Genomic DNA, 17,249 nt, shown 5'->3' on the forward strand with positions numbered 1-17,249 from the left:
CGGACCGATGGTTCGCGCAACCGCCGCCGTGCCGCAGAACACCGCGGCCCAGACCTACCGGCCCACCCGGCTGCCGACGCCGGGCGACGCGCCGGACCCCGACCCGTCGTCGATCCCGCGCTGGCAGCGCCCGGGGCCGGTGCGCACGACGCTGCGCTACGTCATCCTGTGGGCCCTGGCCGCGTTCTTCCTGATGCCGGTGTACGTGCTCATCGTGACCAGCTTCAAGAACCCGGCGGACGTGTCGGTGACCCGGATCTGGGAGCTGCCGACCAGCCTGTCGTTCGACAACTTCGCGGCGGTGCTGCCCAAGCTGTCGTCGGGCTTCCGCAACTCCCTCGCCCTGTCGATCCCGGCCTCGCTCATCTCGGCCCTGCTCGGCTGCGCGAACGGGTTCGTGCTGTCGAAGTTCCGCTTCCCGCTGTCCAATGTGGTCTTCCCGCTGATCCTGTTCGGGATCTTCGTGCCGTACCAGGCCGTGATCATCCCGGTGTCGCAGACCATGACCGCGGTCGGGCTGCGCGGGTCCGGGGACGCGACCGGGGGCCTGCTCGGCCTGATGCTCATCCACATCATCTACGGGCTGCCGATCACGACGCTGATCTTCCGCAACCACTTCGTGTCGATGCCCGACGCGCTGCTGGAGTCGGCCCGCCTGGACGGCGCGGGGGTGCTGCGGACCTGGGTGGATCTGGCCGTGCCGCTGGCCAAGCCCGCCTTCGCCGTCGCCGTCATCTGGCAGTTCACGTCGTCGTGGAACGACTTCATGTTCGGCGCGATGATGACCAGCCGCGACTCGTGGCCGGTGACGATCGCGCTGAACAACGTGGCCGGCGGGCAGTCGGTGCCGTTCGGTCAGGCGATGGCGGGCGCGCTGCTGGTGAGCCTGCCGACGCTGGCGATCTACGTGCTGCTCGGGCGGTTCTTCATGCGCGGGCTGCTGGCGGGCACGCTGCAGGAGCGCTGAACCGGCCGGGCCGCACGGCGCGGCCGACTTATCGGGCAAAAAGGTAACGCGGCACTCGAAACGGCCGATTGGGCTCCGGGGACCACCGGAGGGGGTCGAGTGCTGCTGCGGTCGTATGCCGCCGTCGGCGTGGTGCTGGGCGTCGTGTACTTCCTGACGCCCGACTCGCCCCTGCGCGCCCTGGTCTGGGCCGCCGCCGCGAGCTCGTCGGCCGTGGCCGTGCTGGTCGGCATCGCCGTGCACCGGCCCGCCCGCCCGCTGCCGTGGTGGCTGACGGCCGCCGGCCTCGCGTGCTACAGCGTCGGCGACTGGCTGTTCTACTGGCCGCAGCTCGTCGAGGGCCGGGACGCGCCCGGGCCGGGCGTGGCGGACGTGTGCTACCTGGCGATGTACCCGTGCCTGGCCGGCGCCCTCGCGATCCTGGTGCGCCGCCAGAGCCCGGGCGGCGACCGGGCCGCCCTCATCGACGGCACCATCGTCACCGTCGGCGCCGCGCTGCTCACCTGGGCGTTCCTGATCGAGCCGTACCTCACCCGCCCCACGATCAGCCTGACCGATCGGGTCGTGGCGATCTCCTACCCGTTCGGCGACGTGCTGGTGCTCGCCGTGATGGCCCGCCTCGGCGGCGCCCGGGGCACCACCCGCGCCACCCCGGTCCGGCTGCTCTTCGCCGGCCTCGCCTGCCTGCTCGCGGCCGACGCCGTCTACACCTGGCAGTCGCTGCGCGGGGACTTCCACGCCGGCACCTGGGTCGACGTCGGCTGGATGGGGTTCTACGTGTGCGTCGGGTGCGCCGCGCTCGACCCGCGGATGCGGACCGTCGACGAGCGCCTCCCGCCGGCCGCGCCCCGGCTCTCCAGCGGCCGCGTGGCCGTGCTGCTGGCCGTCGCCGCGCTGCTCATCCCGGTCGTCATCACCGTCAAGGCGGCCGCGTCGCGGGAGCTCGCGGTGTTCCTGACCGCGTCCTGCGTGCTGTTCGTGCTCGTCCTGGTCCGCCTCGCCGACGTGGTCAACGTGCTGCGCGAGGTGCAGCGCCAGCGGGCCGAGGGCCGCTTCCAGCGCCTCACCGAGCAGGTCACCGACCTGTTGTCGATCTGCCGGCCGGACGGGGTGATCCAGTACGTCACGCCGTCGATCGAGTCGCTGCTGGGCCTGCGCCCGGCCGACGTGCTCGGGCGGACGCTGGTCGAGCTGGTACACCCGGACGATCGCGAGCGCGTGGGGCTGCTGCTCGCGACCCGCCCCGCGAACGGGCATGTCGGCCCGGTCGAGTGCCGGCTGCGGCGCGCGGACGGCGGCTTCGTGCTGACCGAGACGATCGGGCGCTCGGTCGACGACGGGGACGGCAGCGGGTACCTCTTCACCACCCGCGACATCACCGAGCGCAAGGCCCTGGAGGAGCAGCTCACCCACCAGGCGTTCCATGACGGGCTCACCGGCCTGGCCAACCGGGCCCTGCTCGCCGACCGCATCCACCACGCGCTGGAGCGGCGGGGCACGCCGTACCGCCACATCGCCCTGCTCATCGTGGACCTCGACGACTTCAAGACGATCAACGACTCGCTCGGCCGCGCGGCCGGCGACGCGCTGCTGCGCACGACGGCGGACCGGCTGCGCTCGTGCCTGCGCTCGGCGGACACCGCGGCCCGGCTCGGCGGCGACGAGTTCGCGATGCTGCTCGAGCACCTCGACGACGCCGCCGAGGCCGCCCGGGTCGCCGAGCGCGTGCTGAGCGCGATGCGCCGCCCGATCAGCGTCGGCGGCCGCGAGATCCAGCCCCAGGCCAGCGTCGGCATCGCCCTGCCCGACCCGGACCGCCCGCCGGACGCCGACGAGCTGCTGCGCAACGCCGACGTCGCCATGCACATGGCCAAGCGTCAGGGCCGCGACCGCTTCGCCTACTACGCCCCGAGCATGCAGGCCGGGCTCCTGGAGCGCCTCGACCTCGCCGAGGACCTGCGCGGGGCCATCGAACGACACGAGCTGCTGGTGTACTACCAGCCGTTCGTCGACCTCCGCGACGGCTCGATCATCGGCGCCGAGGCCCTGGTGCGCTGGCCGCACCCGCGCAAGGGGCTCATCCCGCCGGACCGGTTCATCCCGCTGGCCGAGGAGACCGGGCTCATCCTGCCGCTCGGCTACGAGGTGCTCGGCACCGCCTGCCGCACCGCCGCGGCCTGGCCGGCCGGCGGCGCCCGCCCGAAGATCAGCGTGAACCTCTCACCCCGCCAGGTGCAGGACCCCGCGGTGACCCTCTACGTCCAGCAGACCCTCCTGCACAGCGGCCTCGAGCCGGAGCAGCTCACGCTGGAGATCACCGAGTCGCTGCTGAGCGAGGACGCCGACGTGGCCGCGAGCCGCCTGGCCGAGCTCAAGGCGCTCGGGGTGCGGCTCGCCGTCGACGACTTCGGCACCGGGTACTCCTCGCTGTCCCGGCTCCACGCGTTCCCGATCGACATCCTGAAGATCCCGAAGCCGTTCGTCGACGGCGTGGCGCGCGGGCCCGAGCACTCGGCCCTGGCCCGCGCCATCCTCGACCTCGCCCAGGCGCTGGACCTGCAGGTCGTCGCCGAGGGCATCGAGGACGCGGCCCAGGCGCGCGAGCTCGCACGCCTGGGCTGCCCGATCGGCCAGGGCTTCCACTTCTCCCGCCCGGTGCCGGAGCGGGAGTTCGGGGAGCTGCTGGCCCGGGGCTCCTTCGCGCTCGCCGCGTCCTAAGCGGCGGTGCAGGTCACGGCCGGGGTGCCGCTGGTGCCGTTGCCGGTGAAGCCGAAGGTCGCCGTCGCGCTCGGGGCCAGGGCGCCGTTCCAGCTCGCGTTGGCCGCGGTGACCACGGCGCCGGACTGGGTGACGGTCGCGTTCCAGGCCTGGCTGATCGTCTCGCCGGAGCCGAAGGTGAACCGGGTCGTCCAGCCCTTGATCGCCGCGCTGCCGGCGTTCTTCACCGTGACCTCGCCCTGGAACCCGCCGGGCCACTGGTTGGTGACCCTGTAGGTGGCGGCGCAGGTGGTGCCGGCCGGGGCGCTCGGACTGGGGGAGGTGCTCTGGCTCCTGCTCGGAGATGGACTCGTCGGGACGCCGCCGGTCAGGACCTTGGCGAGCGCCGGATACCAGCGCGCGGCCATCTTCTGGTTGCCGGCGTCGTTCGGGTGCACGCCGTCGCCGGTGTCGGTCGCCGTGCTGAAGCCGGTCCACTGGTCGACCACCGTGATCGGCGAGGCCGCCGTGGTCTTGCCGGCCGCCCAGCCCGGGATCGCCGCGTTGAGCGCCACCACCCGCTGCGCGCACTCCGGGCAGGTCGACGGGTTCATCGGGATGATCTGCGCGACGAGGACGCGCATCGCCGGGTTGGAGGCGCGCATCTGGTCGACGAGCTTCGAGTACGCCGCGAGGATCGTGTCGGTGCTGCGGTTGCTCCACACGTCGTTGGTCCCGAAGTGCATGAGGACCACGTCCGGGTGGGTCGCGTCGAGCCACCCGACGAGCTGGTTCTGGTCGGCGACCGCGGTCACGAGGGCGCCGCCGTGGCCCTCGCCGTCGCCGTCGTACGGCACCGAGCACCCCTGCGGCGCCTGCGTGCCGACGAAGTCGATGTTCGTGTAGCCGTTCGCCTGCAGCTGCTGCCACAGCAGCGCCCGCCAGCAGCCCGGCGAGCCCGTGATCGAGTCGCCCAGCGGCATGATCCGCACCGGCTGGACTCCCACTGGCGCGGCCGAGCTCGGCCAGGCCAGCGCGACCGACGCGGCCAGTAGGGCCAGGACCGCCGTCACCGTAGACATCAACCGCCATCGCATGCCGCGGATTGAAGCAAGCGCTTCGATACAGCTCAATGGCTGTGTCGCCGGCGGTGCGGGGACCAGCGCGGGGGCCGTGAACCTTACACGGCTCCTCCTCCTGCGGCAGGAGGCCGCGGGGCCGGCGGCAGGAGTCGCGCCGCGGCCGGCTCCGGGATCGTCGGCGCCATGACCACGATCCTGCGCGAGGCCTGGCGCGGCAGCCGGGCCCTCACCGCGCTCGCCGCACTCATGACCCTGCTGCTCGCCGTCTGCCTCGCCGGTCTCGCCCTCGACGACCGGACCCTGCTCGGCCAGCCCGTCTGGCTCAAGCCCGCGAAGTTCGCCGTCTCCTTCGTCGTCTACGCCCTGACCCTCGCCTGGCTGCTCGACCGGCTCGGCCGCGGCCGCCGCGCCGCCCGGATCGCGGCCGCGGTCGTCGCCGCGATGTCGGTGCTGGAGGTCGGGATCATCGCCGGTCAGGCGGCCCGGGGCCGGTCCAGCCACTTCAACAGCACGACCCCGCTGGACGGCCTGCTGTGGAGCGGCATGGGCGCGATCATCCTGGTGCTGTGGCTGGGCACGCTGCTCATCGCGATCCTGCTGTGGCGCGACCCGCCCGCCGATCGGGCCGTGGCCTGGGCCGGGCGGCTGGGCCTCGTCCTGCTGCTGCTCGGGATGCCGCAGGGGCTGCTGATGCTGGTGCCGACGCGGGCCCAGCTGGACGCCGACGCGCGCGGCGCCGACACCCTGCTGGGCGCCCACGCCGTCGGCGTCCCCGACGGCGGCCCCGGCCTGCCGCTGCTCGGCTGGAGCACGACCGGCGGCGACCTGCGCGTCGGGCACTTCGTCGGCATCCACGCGCTGCAGGCCATGCTGCTGGTCGCGATGCTGCTCGGCCGCCTGGTCGCCGACCCGGCCCGCCGCACCCGCCTGACCGTCGTCCTCGCCGGCGCCTACGCGGGCCTGCTCGCGCTCGTCACCTGGCAGGCGCTGCGCGGGCAGCCGCTGCTCGCGCCGGACGCGGCGACCCTCACCGCGCTGGCCGTTCTCGTCGCGGCCACCGTGGCGGGCGCGGTCGCGGCACTAAGGTGAGCGGCATGGGCTGGGTCGAGCGGCTGTTCGCGGAGCGCTCGACCGTCCTGCGGCTCGCGCTCGTGACGCTGGCCGGGGTCGGCTACCTCACGGTGGCCGCCGACGGGCGCGCCATGTCCACAGTGGACCGGACGGTCGCGGTCCTGTCGCTGGCGCTCGTCTTTCTGAGCGTGCGCTGGCCGCTCGCCACGGTCGCGGCCCTGGCCGTGGTCTCCGGCGCCGGCTGGTTCGCGGGCGCCCACGACGACACCGTGCCCACGGTCGGCACCGCGTGGGCCCTGTTCGAGCTGGCCGCCCGGCGCCGCGGCCGCCAGGTGCCGCTCGGCCTCGCCCTGGGCCTGGCCGGCTCGCTCGTCTCGGACCTGGACGAGCTGGTGACCGGCCCGGCGAACGTGGTCTTCGCCGGGCTGGCGGTGACCGGGGCGCCGGTGCTGATCGGGCTGTACGCGCGTGCCCTCGCCGACCTCAACGGGCAGGCCGCGGCCCGGGCCGCCGCGGAGCTGGACCGGGTGCGCGCCGACGAGCGCACGGCGATCGCCCGCGAGCTGCACGACCTCGTCGCGCACCACGTCGCCTCGATCGTGCTGCGGGTCGGGGTGGCGCGCACCGTGCTGCCGCTCGGCGACCCGCGCGTGCGCCAGGTGCTCGACGACGTGCACGCCACCGGCTCCGGCGCCCTCGCGGACCTGCGCCGGCTCGTCGCCGTGCTCCGCGAGCCCGGCACCGCGCCGACCGCGGCCCTGGTCGAGCCGGCCGCGCTGCCCGTCGCACTCGACGCCGCCGTGGACCGGGGCCGGCAGGTCGGGCTCACCGTCGAGGCCGGCATCGACCCGGACGTGACCCGCCTCGACGCCCGCACCGCGCTCGCGGTGCTGCGGCTGACCCAGGAGGGCCTCGCGAACGCCGCCCGGCACGCGGGGCCGGGCGCGCTCGCGGCGCTGACGATCCGGCTGAGCGGCGACCGCCTCGCGTTCGACCTGCGCTCCCGCGGGGGCGGCGGCGCCGGGCGGGAGAGCGGCGCCGGGCGGGACGGTGCCGGGGCCGGCGGCGTCGGGCTGGCCGGGCTCCGGGAGCGGGTCGAGGTGCTCGGCGGCGAGCTGTCGGCGGGGCCGGAGGGGGACGGGTGGCGGCTTTCCGCGTGGGTACCGGCGAAGGAGACGACGTGATCCGGGTGCTGCTCGTCGACGACCAGCGGCTGGTCCGCGCCGGGCTGCGCATGCTGTGCGAGTCCGTGGACGACCTCGACGTGGTGGGGGAGGCCGCCGACGGCGCCGCCGCGGTCCGGCTCGCCGAGCAGCTGCGCCCCGACGTCGTGCTCATGGACCTGCGCATGCCCGGGGTCGACGGCACCACCGCGACCGCGCGCATCCTCGCCGCGCGGCCCTCGGTCCGCATCGTGGTGCTCACGACGTTCGACGACGACGACCATCTCTACCCGGCCCTGGCCGCCGGCGCGTGCGGGTTCCTCGTCAAGGACGCGACGCCGCAGGAGCTGCTCGACGGCGTCCGGCGGGCCGCGGCCGGCGACAGCCCGTTCACCCCGGCCGTGCTGCGGCGCCTGGTCGCCCGGGCGGTGCTCGCCGAGCGGGCGCCCGCCGCCCCGGCCGCGCCGCCGCCGAACCTGACCGCCCGCGAGGTCGAGGTGCTCGCGCTCGTCGGCGCGGGGCTGTCCAACCCGGAGGTCGCGGCCCGGCTGGGGCTCGGCGTGACCACGGTGAAGACGCACGTCGCGAACCTGATGACCAAGACCGGGAGCGCCAACCGGGTGCAGCTGGCGGTCTACGCGGCCGGCCGGTGACGGCTCAGGCGCCCCCGAGGGCTCCGGCGAGGTCGTCCGGGCGGCTGAACATCGGCCAGTGTCCGGTCGGCAGCTCGCGCACGCGGTAGTCGCGCCGGTCGAGGCCGGCGAAGAACGGGTGGCCGTCCGCGATCATCCGCTCCACGTTCGCGCGCGTGAAGGTGCTCACGATGAGGTCGGTCGGGGGCTGCTGGGGGTGACGGAGGCGGAGCTTCGCGGCGACGGTGGCGTAGGGATGCGGCGTGCACCGCCCGTGGATCTCCGTGGCGCGGCCCTCCAGCCCCGCGAACAGCACCGGATCGTCGGCCGGGTCGAACGAGGGCGGCGGCACGTCGGACCCGGCCGGGCCGCCCGCGGAGAAGTCGGCCTGCGCGGTGCCATCCGGGACCGGCCCGCTGTCGACGTACGCGACCCGCGTCACCCGGCCCCCGAGCCGCTCGACCGCGCCGCGCACCGGCAGGCCGCCGTAGCTGTGCCCGACGAGCACGACCGCCGCGGCGTCGCCGGCCGCCGCGACGACGTCCTCGATGTGCGACTCGAGGGTCGCCGGCTCGCCCGCGCGCTCGGCCAGCCCGCCCAGCGTCACCGCGGTCACGTGGTGCCCGGCCGCGCGCAGGGGCTCCGCGACCTCGTCCCAAGCCCACGCGCCGAGCCACATCCCGGGAACCAGTACGAAGTTCGTCATGCCGTCGACGCTACGATCGAATCAGGGCAGATTCGGCCCTGATTCTGCGGCCCTGTTTCGGAGGGTGACCCGTGTCACAGTCGACCGGCCGGGTGCTCGCGCTGCTCGAGGTGCTGCAGGCCCAGCCGGGGCTGACCGGCCCGCAGCTCGCCGAGCGGCTCGGCCTCGACGAGCGCACCGTGCGCCGCTACGCGGCCGCGCTCGCCGGCCTCGGCCTGCCGGTGCAAGCCGGCCGCGGCCGCTACGGCGGCTACCGCCTGGCCCCCGGCTATCGGCTGCCCCCACTCATGCTCGGCGACGACGAGGCCGTCGCGGTCGTGCTGGGCCTGCTGGCGGCCGAGAACCTGGGCATCGCCGCCGCCGCGCGCGCGTCGGCCCTGGCCAAGATCGAGCGGGTGCTCCCGCCCGCGCTGCGCGACCGGGTCCAGGCCGTGCGCGAGACCCTCGGCTTCACGCGCCCGCCCCGCCCCGCCGGCCTGTTCGACGTCCGCCACCTGCTGTCGCTGGGTGAGGCGGCCCGCGACCACCGGCGCGTCGAGCTCACCTACCGCTCGTGGCGCGGCGAGGACTCGACGCGCGCCTTCGACCCCTACGGCGTCGTCTTCCACGCGGGCCGGTGGTACACGAGCGGCTTCGACCACCGCCGCGGCGAGATCCGCACCCTGCGGCTGGACCGCATCGGCTCGCTGTCGGTGCGCGAGGAGCGCTTCGAGGCCCCGGAGTCGTTCGACGCCGCGGGGCACGTGGCCGGGGCGCTCGCGGCGGTGCCGTACCGCCACGAGGTCGAGGTCCTCCTGCACGCCCCCGAGGCCGAGGTCCGCCGCCGGGTGCCCGCCACCGCCGGTACGGTGACCGCGGCCCCCTCGGGCGCGCGACTGGTCTGCCGGGCCGAGCGCCTGGACGGCATGGCGGTGATGCTGGCCGGGCTGGGCTGGGACTTCACGGTGGTGCGGCCGGACGAGCTGCGCACGGAGGTCGCGCGGCTCGGTCGGCGCCTGGTCGCCCTGTCCGGCACCGTGCGCGTCGAGGCGATAGAGCCGTAGAGCGGGCTCGGGCGGGGTACCTGCCGGCCCCGCTGGACGGCTGGCAGCTTGCCCTCTGAGCCGAACGGAAACCTGCCTGTGACGTTCCGTGCGGGTCGCGCGTGATGTAGGTATGAGGATGAGTCGGGCTGACCGTGACGGGTTCGCCGAGTTCTACGCCGTGCAGTTCCGGCAGATCGCCGCGCAGCTCAGCGTGTACCTCGGCGACCTCGACGAGGCGCGCGACGTGACCCAGGAAGCTTTTGTGCGGGCCTGGCAGCGCTGGGACCGCATCGCGGGCTACGAGGAGCCGGCCGTCTGGGTCCGCAGGGTGGCCTGGAACCTCGGTACCTCGCGCCTGCGTCGCTGGCGCGTCGCCCGGCGCCACCAGGTCCTCGAGGTCGTCGCGCCGGTGCCCGGTCCCGAGCCGCACGCGGTGGCGATCCGTGCCGCGCTCGCCGGCCTGCCCGACGGTCAGCGACGCGCCGTTGTCCTGCACTACCTGGTCGGGCTGCCCGTCGCCGAGGTCGCCGACGTGTGCCGCGTCCGTACGGGGACCGTGCGGACGTGGCTGTACCGCGCCCGGCTCACCCTTGCCGTCAGCCTTCGCGACTTCCGAGAGGTGCACACCGATGCTGGACTCTGACACCGACCAGGTGCTGCGCGCCGCGCTGCGCGCCGAATACGACCTGTCCTACGAGGCCCTGCGCCCCGGCGGCGTCGAGGCAGTCCGCGCCGCCGCCGTGCGTGAACACCGGCGGCGGGCGGTCGGCGCTGCCGGTCTCGTCGCGCTGCTCCTCCTCGGCGGCGTCGCGGGTTGGTGGATCGCCGGCTCGGCGCCGCCGGCGCAGACCGCCGCGCCCCGGTCCTGTGACGGGCCGGGTACTGACGTCAGCGTCTTCCTCAAGCAGGGGACCACCGACGAGCAGCGGGCCGAGGTACGCACTGTGCTGGAGAGCTCGGCCGAGGTGTACTGCCTGCGGTTCGAGGACCAGGTCACCGCCTGGCGAAACTTCCAGCGAGAGTTCAGCGACGCGCCGGACCTGGTCGGCGCCACGAAGCCGGAGAACCTTCCCGAGTCGTTCCGCTTCCGCGTCGCCGGCCGCGCCGGGGCCGACACGGTCGAGCGGCTCGTCGCCCCGCTCGGCGGCGTGTCCGACGTGGTCTGCAGCTGCCGGCTCCTACCGAGCTGACATCGGCCGGTGCGGGATGCTTCCTAACACCCTCAGACGAGAGTTGGACGTCGCCCACCGCCGCTGGGCCAGCAAAGCCGACGCCCGCCAGACACCGCTCGGCGCTGGCGCGCCGTCGCTGCCAGGTCCGCGGGTGGGCCCGCCGATCCGTGCCGGTCCCACGGTTGCGCAACCCTCCACCACCGGGGGTCCACGGCCCGTCGTCGCCACGGCGCCCGGCTCGGCGGGCCGGTGCCGCGCACGGTCGCCATCGGCCGCACGACCAGCCCAGCGCGCCTGTCCCGCGGACCTGACGTCCGTACAGTTGCGCAGATGCCGGAGGAACCGTGGGAGAGCTACCACCGCAATGTGCTCCGGTCCGGCTTGTCCTATCCGGTCGGGCGGTCGATCGTAGAAGCGTCACTACGGGCGGCAGGCGTGCACCTGCTCGCGCTGGACTTCACCCTTTACGGCGACAGTCAATCCGACATCGTGCTGCTGCAAGCTGTCCGATACTCGGATATTGGCAGCACCTACGACCTCGCACGAGGAACGCCCAACCGCCCGCGTTGCGTCCTCAAGCTCTATGCCGTTCCCAGCGCAATCCGCGCCGAGGCCGGGGCCGCGCTCACCACCGGAGGCGGGCTTCTCCGTGCTTGCGCGTGGCTGGCCGCCGCTGACCACGCGAACCCGACCTGGCTCGACAAGTCGCACACTTGGACGGCGTACCTGCATAGCGGCGCGCTGCGCGTGGAGGAGAGAGAGTACTGACACGCAGGACCAAGATGGGTCCGAGGGTCACTGGCCGGTACTTTCCTGGCACTGCGGATCATCGCGATCGCGTGGGCATTCCGGCCGTGCTGGACCAAGTTCGTGCCGCTGTTGGAACATGGCGGGTGGAGGATCGTCGGCGCGGTCTGTTGCGGCGGGTGCGTGGTGGGACGGGGTGGTGGTATGCGGCCCGAGGTGCGTGAGGCATTGGCTCCGCTGTACCGGATCTGTGCGCGGTACCCGTTGAATCCGGACATGTCGTACTGCCGGCACTGCGTGGACGAGGACGAGGTCCGGGTGCTGTGCGAGATCCCGCTGGAGGACCTGTCGGCCGAGCAGCTGCGTCGGTTCGCGTGGAAGGCCGGGGGGACATGGGGCGACGACCGGGACTGGCTGCATTTCGTGCCGCGGATCCTGGAGCTGTTCGCGCTCGGCGCGCTCGATGACCCCACGCTCCTGGACAAGACGCTCGGCCGGCTGAAGACGGCGGTGGCCGGCTGGCCGGCCGACGACCAGGCCGCCGTCCGGTCGTACCGGTTCGCGCTGTGGCGAGAGTTCCTGGCCTCCTGGCCCACCGCGATGGCCGCGGAGGACATGGTCGAGGCGTTGAGCGGGTTTGAAGAAGACCTGCAGCCGTATCTCGACATCTGGTCCGCCACACCCACCGAAACCGCCGCGCGGCACCTGGCCTCGTTCGTCGCGTACTACGTGGTTCCCGTTCACGACCCGCTCGGACGCGTCGAGGCGTGGATGGCCGGCGACGCACCGCTGCGCCTGCTCGACACCGTTCGCGCCGCGACCGCCGACGCCGCCGTCATCGCCGAGTGCGACTCGGCGATCGCGCGGATCCGCGACCACCTGTCGTACCGCGAACGGCAATGACCCGAGCCCCACGGACCCTCAGCCGCAGCATCGCCCAGTCCCGAACCGGCGTTGGGTGACTGCCGTTCATCAACGCCCCGCCCGGTCGTGACCACAGATCAACTGCGCGAAGTAGCCGCTGTCCGCGCTCAGCTCCGGCGCTGCTGGTGACGATGCCGGTTGCGGGGGGGTCTTACCCGGCCGGGCCTGGAGCGCGGGGTCCGCGCCACGCGGGAAGGGGCGCCGCTGGTTCGGAAGAGTCGACGGCGGAGGTCACGGCGCCGACGGGCTCACGCAACTGGGCCGGCGCAATCAGTCTCCGCAGAACCACAGATACCGGTGAGATCCCTCCTGGACCATCGCGGCGAGCCTGCGGATCTCCACCACAGCCAGAGATATTTCGCCGCGGGGTGAGGGTCCTGGCGGCGATCATGGTGCGGTGTCTTCGCCTTCGTTGAGAGACCGGGTTGTGATCGTGACCGGGGCGAGCCGCCGGGTCGCGATCGGGGCAGCCATCGCTCGCCGGCTCGTCGCCGATGGGGCCGCGGTGTTCCTGCACTCGTGGGCGCCCCACGATGCCGAGCAGTCATGGGGCGTGGATCCGGACGGCCCAGAAGCCCTCGTGGACGAGCTTCGTGAGGGCGGCGGCCGAGTCGAGCATCTTTCGGCCGACCTCGCGGCTCCCGATGCTCCAGCGGCCTTGATCGGTGCCGCCCGCGATGCGTTCGGCCATGTCGATGCCCTGGTGGCGAACCATGCTCGCAGCAGTAGTCAGACGCTGGAGGAGTTGACCGCCGGCGAACTTGATCTGAGCTATGCCGTCAACACCCGCGCGGTGCTGCTGCTGGTCAAGGCCTTCGCCGCCCAGCACGACGACACCCGGCCGGGCGGGCGGGTGCTGTGGATGACCTCGGGGCAGTACCACGGGGCCATGCCCGCAGAGCTTCCCTACATCGCCTCCAAAGCGGCGCTGCACGAGCTCACCCGGAGCCTCGCCACGCATCTGATGCCCCGTGGTATCACCGTCAACTGCGTCGACCCCGGACCGAACGACACCGGATACGCCGACGACCACCTCCGGGCCGAGGTGAGCCGGATCAGCCCCGGAGGACGCTGGAGCACGCCGGCGGACACCGCTCGCCTGGTCGCCTGGCTCCTCAGCGACGAGGCGGACTGGATCAGCGGGCAGACCATAGCCTCCGACGGCGGATGGTCAGCGCGATGACTCCGCCCTGACGAGGCCGGCCGCGGGCCGGCTCTGGCGGTTTGTTCGGGCCCAACATGTCGAGGGCGGAACCCGCCTGGAACCATCAGCATCATGGCGACCTTCCGTCTGCTGCGGCAGACGAATCGCTCCTCGCGATTCGCTCAGGTCACTGTCGAGGTAGCGGCGTCGAGCCGGTCCGAGGTCGAGGTGACCGCCATCGCCGCCGAGGAACACCGGCGGGAAGCCGAGCTGGGCGCTCGGTGGGCTCTGCGTGGCCTCCCCGCGGCGGCGAAGGTGACCGTGACCGACGTGGTCATCACTGAGGTCGACACCAGCACAGGCGATGTCTACGAGGCCACTGCCCGCGCCGTGCGGCGGGCGCTGCGCGTTGAGCACAGGGCGCCGTACGCGGGCTTCAGCGATCCCGAGATGGTTGCGTCGTGGCTGAAGAACATGTTCGGCCGACGGCTCGACGCCGTGACGGAGGCCCGGCACTGGTACCAGGGACGACGTGAGCCGGACGCCGAGAGTCTGCTGCACGCTTGGCTGTTCTTCGAATACGCGGTGCCGGTCGGTCTGCACGGCCGCGGCGATCAACTCCTGCTCGCGAAGGAGGATCCATACCGTTCCTACGACATGGACGAGTGCGGAGAGGCCAGGGTCGGTCCGGCACAACCTCCGGACGTACTGTCCGGGTTCATCGGGGCCCTGCTCACCGACGGCGCCGTGATCGTCGGGCACGACGGCGACGCGGTCTGCGCTGGTCTCGTGCTGCGATTCGGGAACCGCGACCTCGTGATCGGCACGCTCGGCGACGAGTGGGTCCTCGCCGTCGGCTCTGTGCCGGCCCCCGCCGCTCAGTACGGGGCTCTGCAGCCCTTCTTACGCGGCGCTGACCGGAGCGGTTGATCCGGCCATCTCGCCAGGAGCCCGGTGCGGCCGGCATGCTACCGCCTAGATCGCAGTAAAGGCCATCCCAGAGCCGACGGGCTCACACAACTGGGCCCGCGCAACCAGCCGCGGACCTGGCAGCGATGGCGCGCCAGCGCCGAGCGGTGTCTGGCGGGAGCGACGGTCCGCACCCCCGCGGACCCGAGCCATGCTCTGGAAAAACCTCAGGCGCCGATCAGCTTCCAGGCCCGCGCCCCGCCGAGGACGCCCGCGGTGTTCGGCACGATCGTCACGTCCTCGCCCATGCGGCCCACCGACTCGGCGTCGATCAGGGCCGCGTTGCCGCCGCCGATGTAGAGGCGGTCCCAGCGGAACACCGGCCGCAGCCCGTCGACGACCCGCCGGACCCGCCGGGACCAGCGCTCGTTGCCCAGCTCGCGGCGCTGGAGCTCGCCGATGTACGTGTCGTAGGTCTTCTTGCGCCGGATCGGGCCGTGCGAGAGCTCCAGGTGGGGGGCGAGCACGCCGTCGTCGAACAGGGCGTTGCCGAGGCCCGTGCCGAGCGTGATGACCAGCTCCAGGCCGGTGCCGACGACCAGGGCGGCGCCGTGCACCTCGGCGTCGTTGAGCACGAGCACGGGGCGGCCGAAGGCGCGGTTGAGCGCGGCCCGGGCGTCGTAGCCGGTCCAGGCCGCGAAGAGTTCGGGGTCGACCGGGGTGTGCGGGCCGGCGCGGTTGACGTAGTGCGGGGTGGCCACCACGCGGCCGTGGCGGATCATGCCCGGCAGGCCGACCGTGACCCGGTCCGCGGGCGGGAGCTGGCCCTCGATGTCCAGCATGGCGCGGATGAAGCGGTCGGGCGGGAACGGGTACGGCGTCGCGACGCGGATCGGCCCGCCGACCAGCGCGTCGGAGTCGTCGACCACGGCCGCCTTCAGGCCGCCGCCGCCACAGTCGATCGTCAGCGTGTTCCCCACCGGTGGATTGTGCGCCGCCCGGCGGCCGGGCGCTGCTCGGGAGCCCGAAAAGCCGCGTTGATCACTGTGCGGCGACCGCTCGGCGCAGCACCCGGGGCGCTCGCCGCGCACTTGGCCGGCAACCGTCGACGGAAGCTGTGACATTGCCAAGAATCGATCCGCAGACCCCTGCACGTCGCCTCCGCCAGGGCGGCGTGCAGGCCATCTCCCGTCTGGAGGAGACACGGCATGCGACGACTGCTCACCTCGATCGGCCTCGCCACCGCCATGGTCGCGGCCACCCTCGGCCTGACCGCGACCGCGGCCCAGGCCGAGTCCAACGGCGGCGTGAAGATCATGCCGCTCGGCGACTCGATCACCGACGGCTACAACGTGCCCGGCGGCTACCGCATCAACCTCTGGCAGCGCCTCGCCGGCGGCGGGTACACCGCGGACTTCGTCGGCTCCGGGTCCAACGGGCCGGCGAGCCTCGGCGACCACGACCACGAGGGGCACTCCGGCTGGCGCATCGACCAGATCGACGCCAACATCGTCGGCTGGCTGCAGGCCTACGCCCCGCGCACGATCCTGCTGCACATCGGCACCAACGACATGAACCAGAACTACGACGTCGCCAACGCGCCCGCGCGGCTGTCGGCGCTGATCGACAAGATCCGGGCCAACGATCCCGGCGTCGAGCTGTTCGTCGCCCAGATCACCCCGGAGAGCGACGCGACCCTCGAGTCGCGCGTGCAGGCGTACAACGCCGCCCTGCCCGGCATCGTGGCGCAGAAGGGCGCGCACACCCACCTGGTCGACATGCACTCGGCGATCACGACCGCCGACCTCGCCGACGGCGTGCACCCGAACGCGGGCGGCTACGACAAGATGGGGGCGCGGTGGTACTCCGCGCTGCAGTCGGTCCCCGCCAGCCTCCAGGGCGGCGGCGTGCCCCCGGTCGGCACCGCGGCCGCCGTGACGAACCCGCAGTCCGGGCGCTGCCTCGACGCCAGCGGGGCCGGCACCGCCAACGGCACCCAGATCATCATCTGGGACTGCCACGGCGGCACCAACCAGTCGTGGACCCGCACCGCCGCGAACGAGCTGCGGCTCTTCGGCAGCAAGTGCCTCGACGTCAACGGCAACGGCACCGCCAACGGCACCAAGGTCCAGCTCTGGGACTGCAACGGCACGACCGCGCAGAAGTTCACGTTCAACACCGACGGCACCGTGGTCGGGGCCGGCTCGGGCAAGTGCGTCGACGTGACCTCGAGCGGCACCGCCAACGGCACCCTGGTGCAGCTCTACCAGTGCAACGGCACCGGCGCGCAGAAGTGGGCCCGCCGCTAGCGCATCAGGAGCCCGGCCAGCAGGCTGCGCACCGTCCGCTCGAACAGGTCCGGCACGTCCTCCGGGGCCTTCTGCGCCCCGGAGGACGCCCCGGTGATCGCCGCGGCCAGGTTCGAGTACCGCGAGAGGTCGATCGCCGCGAACGAGAGCCCCTCCGGCTGCGGCCGAGCGAACAGTGACACCACGCCGGTGATCATCGCGACCGCCTCGAACTTCGCGGTCGTCGGGCACCGCACGGGCGCCAGGACGCCGAGGCAGTGGTCGAGGTACGCCAGGCTGTTGGGGCCGAAGCCCTTGGCCTGCTGCACCACCTCGATCAGCCACGTGTGCCGCTGGTAGAGGGCCAGCTGGCGGCGGGCGAGCAGCACCAGCGCGTCGATCGGGTCGGCGGCCTCCGGGAACGGCTCCAGGCCGCCGATCACCGCGTCGGCCATGAGCTCGAGCAGGTCGTCGCGGGAGGAGAGGTACCGGTAGAGCGACCCCGCCCCGGTGCCCAGCTTCGCGGCGACCGCGCGCATCGACACGGCCGCGAGCCCGTCGGCGTCGGCGAGCGCGACCGCGACCGCCACGATCTCCTCGCGGCTGTGCCCCGGCGCCGGCCCCCGGGTGCCCCGCTGCGGCCGCTGGAATATCGACTGACTCTCCCCCACCCCGTAACTGTAGAACCGACTTCCTCACCGGGGCCCCCGCGAGGGAGCCCC

General features: G+C 73.3%; 17 protein-coding genes. 13 read left to right on the forward strand and 4 right to left on the reverse strand.

Annotated elements, in window-relative coordinates; all coding sequences use genetic code 11:
• Positions 1 to 7: 7 nt before the first annotated feature.
• The gene (locus tag ABT369_RS44275; RefSeq protein ID WP_350622200.1) at positions 8 to 967 is read left to right on the forward strand and encodes a carbohydrate ABC transporter permease; all 960 of its coding nucleotides are present in this window, start codon (positions 8 to 10) and stop codon (positions 965 to 967) included.
• Between the two features lie 99 nt (positions 968 to 1,066).
• On the forward strand, positions 1,067 to 3,685 hold the full coding sequence (locus ABT369_RS44280) for an EAL domain-containing protein (RefSeq protein ID WP_350622202.1): 2,619 nt from the start codon (positions 1,067 to 1,069) through the stop codon (positions 3,683 to 3,685).
• Here ABT369_RS44280 and ABT369_RS44285 read toward each other — a convergent pair.
• On the reverse strand, positions 3,682 to 4,746 hold the full coding sequence (locus ABT369_RS44285) for a cellulose binding domain-containing protein (protein WP_350622204.1): 1,065 nt from the start codon (positions 4,744 to 4,746) through the stop codon (positions 3,682 to 3,684). The two genes, ABT369_RS44280 and ABT369_RS44285, sit on opposite strands and share 4 nt — an antisense overlap.
• 183 nt (positions 4,747 to 4,929) lie before the next feature.
• Between ABT369_RS44285 and ABT369_RS44290 the strand changes: the two genes are divergently transcribed.
• The 3 genes from ABT369_RS44290 to ABT369_RS44300 are packed head-to-tail and all read left to right on the forward strand — an operon-like array spanning position 4,930 to position 7,633.
• Positions 4,930 to 5,835 carry a hypothetical protein gene (locus tag ABT369_RS44290; RefSeq protein ID WP_350622206.1) on the forward strand — a complete coding sequence of 302 codons (906 nt, stop codon included), beginning with the start codon at positions 4,930 to 4,932 and terminating at the stop codon, positions 5,833 to 5,835.
• Between the two features lie 5 nt (positions 5,836 to 5,840).
• Positions 5,841 to 7,001 (forward strand): sensor histidine kinase, encoded by a 1,161-nt coding sequence (locus ABT369_RS44295; protein WP_350622208.1) that lies wholly within the window; start codon positions 5,841 to 5,843, stop codon positions 6,999 to 7,001.
• Complete coding sequence (locus ABT369_RS44300; RefSeq protein ID WP_350622210.1) at positions 6,998 to 7,633, forward strand: response regulator; 636 nt, start codon at positions 6,998 to 7,000, stop codon at positions 7,631 to 7,633. Before ABT369_RS44295 ends, ABT369_RS44300 begins: the two co-directional genes overlap by 4 nt.
• Positions 7,634 to 7,637: 4 nt before the next feature.
• Here ABT369_RS44300 and ABT369_RS44305 read toward each other — a convergent pair whose 3' ends face one another.
• Complete coding sequence (locus ABT369_RS44305) at positions 7,638 to 8,318, reverse strand: alpha/beta fold hydrolase (protein ID WP_350622212.1); 681 nt, start codon at positions 8,316 to 8,318, stop codon at positions 7,638 to 7,640.
• Positions 8,319 to 8,389: 71 nt separating this feature from the next.
• Here ABT369_RS44305 and ABT369_RS44310 point away from each other — a divergent pair, with 71 nt between their 5' ends.
• The 7 genes from ABT369_RS44310 to ABT369_RS44340 all read left to right on the forward strand — a co-directional run bounded on the left by ABT369_RS44310 (position 8,390) and on the right by ABT369_RS44340 (position 14,260).
• Positions 8,390 to 9,361, forward strand: coding sequence for a helix-turn-helix transcriptional regulator (locus tag ABT369_RS44310; protein ID WP_350622214.1), 972 nt, complete (start codon positions 8,390 to 8,392; stop codon positions 9,359 to 9,361).
• A gap of 118 nt (positions 9,362 to 9,479) precedes the next feature.
• A complete protein-coding gene (locus ABT369_RS44315) occupies positions 9,480 to 9,986 on the forward strand; it encodes an RNA polymerase sigma factor (protein ID WP_350622216.1) in 507 nt (168 codons plus the stop codon).
• Positions 9,973 to 10,533, forward strand: a complete 561-nt coding sequence (locus ABT369_RS44320) for a permease-like cell division protein FtsX (protein ID WP_350622218.1) — start codon at positions 9,973 to 9,975, stop codon at positions 10,531 to 10,533. The genes ABT369_RS44315 and ABT369_RS44320 overlap by 14 nt, the downstream gene beginning before the upstream one ends.
• Positions 10,534 to 10,845: 312 nt before the next feature.
• Entirely contained in the window at positions 10,846 to 11,283 is a 438-nt protein-coding gene (locus ABT369_RS44325; protein WP_350622220.1) for a hypothetical protein, read from the forward strand.
• Between the two features lie 183 nt (positions 11,284 to 11,466).
• Positions 11,467 to 12,165, forward strand: coding sequence for a hypothetical protein (locus tag ABT369_RS44330; RefSeq protein ID WP_350622222.1), 699 nt, complete (start codon positions 11,467 to 11,469; stop codon positions 12,163 to 12,165).
• A 418-nt stretch (positions 12,166 to 12,583) separates the two neighbouring features.
• The gene (locus tag ABT369_RS44335; RefSeq protein WP_350622224.1) at positions 12,584 to 13,369 is read left to right on the forward strand and encodes an SDR family oxidoreductase; all 786 of its coding nucleotides are present in this window, start codon (positions 12,584 to 12,586) and stop codon (positions 13,367 to 13,369) included.
• A 93-nt stretch (positions 13,370 to 13,462) separates the two neighbouring features.
• Positions 13,463 to 14,260 carry a hypothetical protein gene (locus tag ABT369_RS44340; protein ID WP_350622226.1) on the forward strand — a complete coding sequence of 266 codons (798 nt, stop codon included), beginning with the start codon at positions 13,463 to 13,465 and terminating at the stop codon, positions 14,258 to 14,260.
• 206 nt (positions 14,261 to 14,466) lie between these two features.
• On the opposite strand, the gene ABT369_RS44345 is transcribed toward ABT369_RS44340, so the two are convergent.
• On the reverse strand, positions 14,467 to 15,219 hold the full coding sequence (locus tag ABT369_RS44345) for an ROK family protein (protein ID WP_350622228.1): 753 nt from the start codon (positions 15,217 to 15,219) through the stop codon (positions 14,467 to 14,469).
• 228 nt (positions 15,220 to 15,447) lie between these two features.
• Between ABT369_RS44345 and ABT369_RS44350 the strand changes: the two genes are divergently transcribed.
• Positions 15,448 to 16,548 carry an RICIN domain-containing protein gene (locus ABT369_RS44350; RefSeq protein WP_350622230.1) on the forward strand — a complete coding sequence of 367 codons (1,101 nt, stop codon included), beginning with the start codon at positions 15,448 to 15,450 and terminating at the stop codon, positions 16,546 to 16,548.
• Here the strand turns inward: ABT369_RS44350 and ABT369_RS44355 are convergent.
• The gene (locus tag ABT369_RS44355) at positions 16,545 to 17,198 is read right to left on the reverse strand and encodes a TetR/AcrR family transcriptional regulator (RefSeq protein WP_350622232.1); all 654 of its coding nucleotides are present in this window, start codon (positions 17,196 to 17,198) and stop codon (positions 16,545 to 16,547) included. The genes ABT369_RS44350 and ABT369_RS44355 overlap by 4 nt on opposite strands.
• Between the last annotated feature and the right edge of the window lie 51 nt (positions 17,199 to 17,249).

Origin of the sequence: Dactylosporangium sp. NPDC000244 (genome assembly GCF_040300725.1) — a bacterium.
Classification (GTDB): domain Bacteria; phylum Actinomycetota; class Actinomycetes; order Mycobacteriales; family Micromonosporaceae; genus Dactylosporangium.

What these genes read in the sequence shown, in the direction of transcription:
- ABT369_RS44330 (WP_350622222.1), top strand. Translation starts at nt 11,467, where the DNA reads ATGCGGCCCGAGGTGCGTGAGGCATTGGCTCCGCTGTACCGGATCTGT.
- ABT369_RS44275 (WP_350622200.1), top strand. Translation starts at nt 8, where the DNA reads ATGGTTCGCGCAACCGCCGCCGTGCCGCAGAACACCGCGGCCCAGACC.
- ABT369_RS44285 (WP_350622204.1), bottom strand. Translation starts at nt 4,746, where the DNA reads ATGTCTACGGTGACGGCGGTCCTGGCCCTACTGGCCGCGTCGGTCGCG.
- ABT369_RS44320 (WP_350622218.1), top strand. Translation starts at nt 9,973, where the DNA reads ATGCTGGACTCTGACACCGACCAGGTGCTGCGCGCCGCGCTGCGCGCC.
- ABT369_RS44295 (WP_350622208.1), top strand. Translation starts at nt 5,841, where the DNA reads ATGGGCTGGGTCGAGCGGCTGTTCGCGGAGCGCTCGACCGTCCTGCGG.
- ABT369_RS44325 (WP_350622220.1), top strand. Translation starts at nt 10,846, where the DNA reads ATGCCGGAGGAACCGTGGGAGAGCTACCACCGCAATGTGCTCCGGTCC.
- ABT369_RS44305 (WP_350622212.1), bottom strand. Translation starts at nt 8,318, where the DNA reads ATGACGAACTTCGTACTGGTTCCCGGGATGTGGCTCGGCGCGTGGGCT.
- ABT369_RS44340 (WP_350622226.1), top strand. Translation starts at nt 13,463, where the DNA reads ATGGCGACCTTCCGTCTGCTGCGGCAGACGAATCGCTCCTCGCGATTC.
- ABT369_RS44350 (WP_350622230.1), top strand. Translation starts at nt 15,448, where the DNA reads ATGCGACGACTGCTCACCTCGATCGGCCTCGCCACCGCCATGGTCGCG.
- ABT369_RS44290 (WP_350622206.1), top strand. Translation starts at nt 4,930, where the DNA reads ATGACCACGATCCTGCGCGAGGCCTGGCGCGGCAGCCGGGCCCTCACC.
- ABT369_RS44315 (WP_350622216.1), top strand. Translation starts at nt 9,480, where the DNA reads ATGAGTCGGGCTGACCGTGACGGGTTCGCCGAGTTCTACGCCGTGCAG.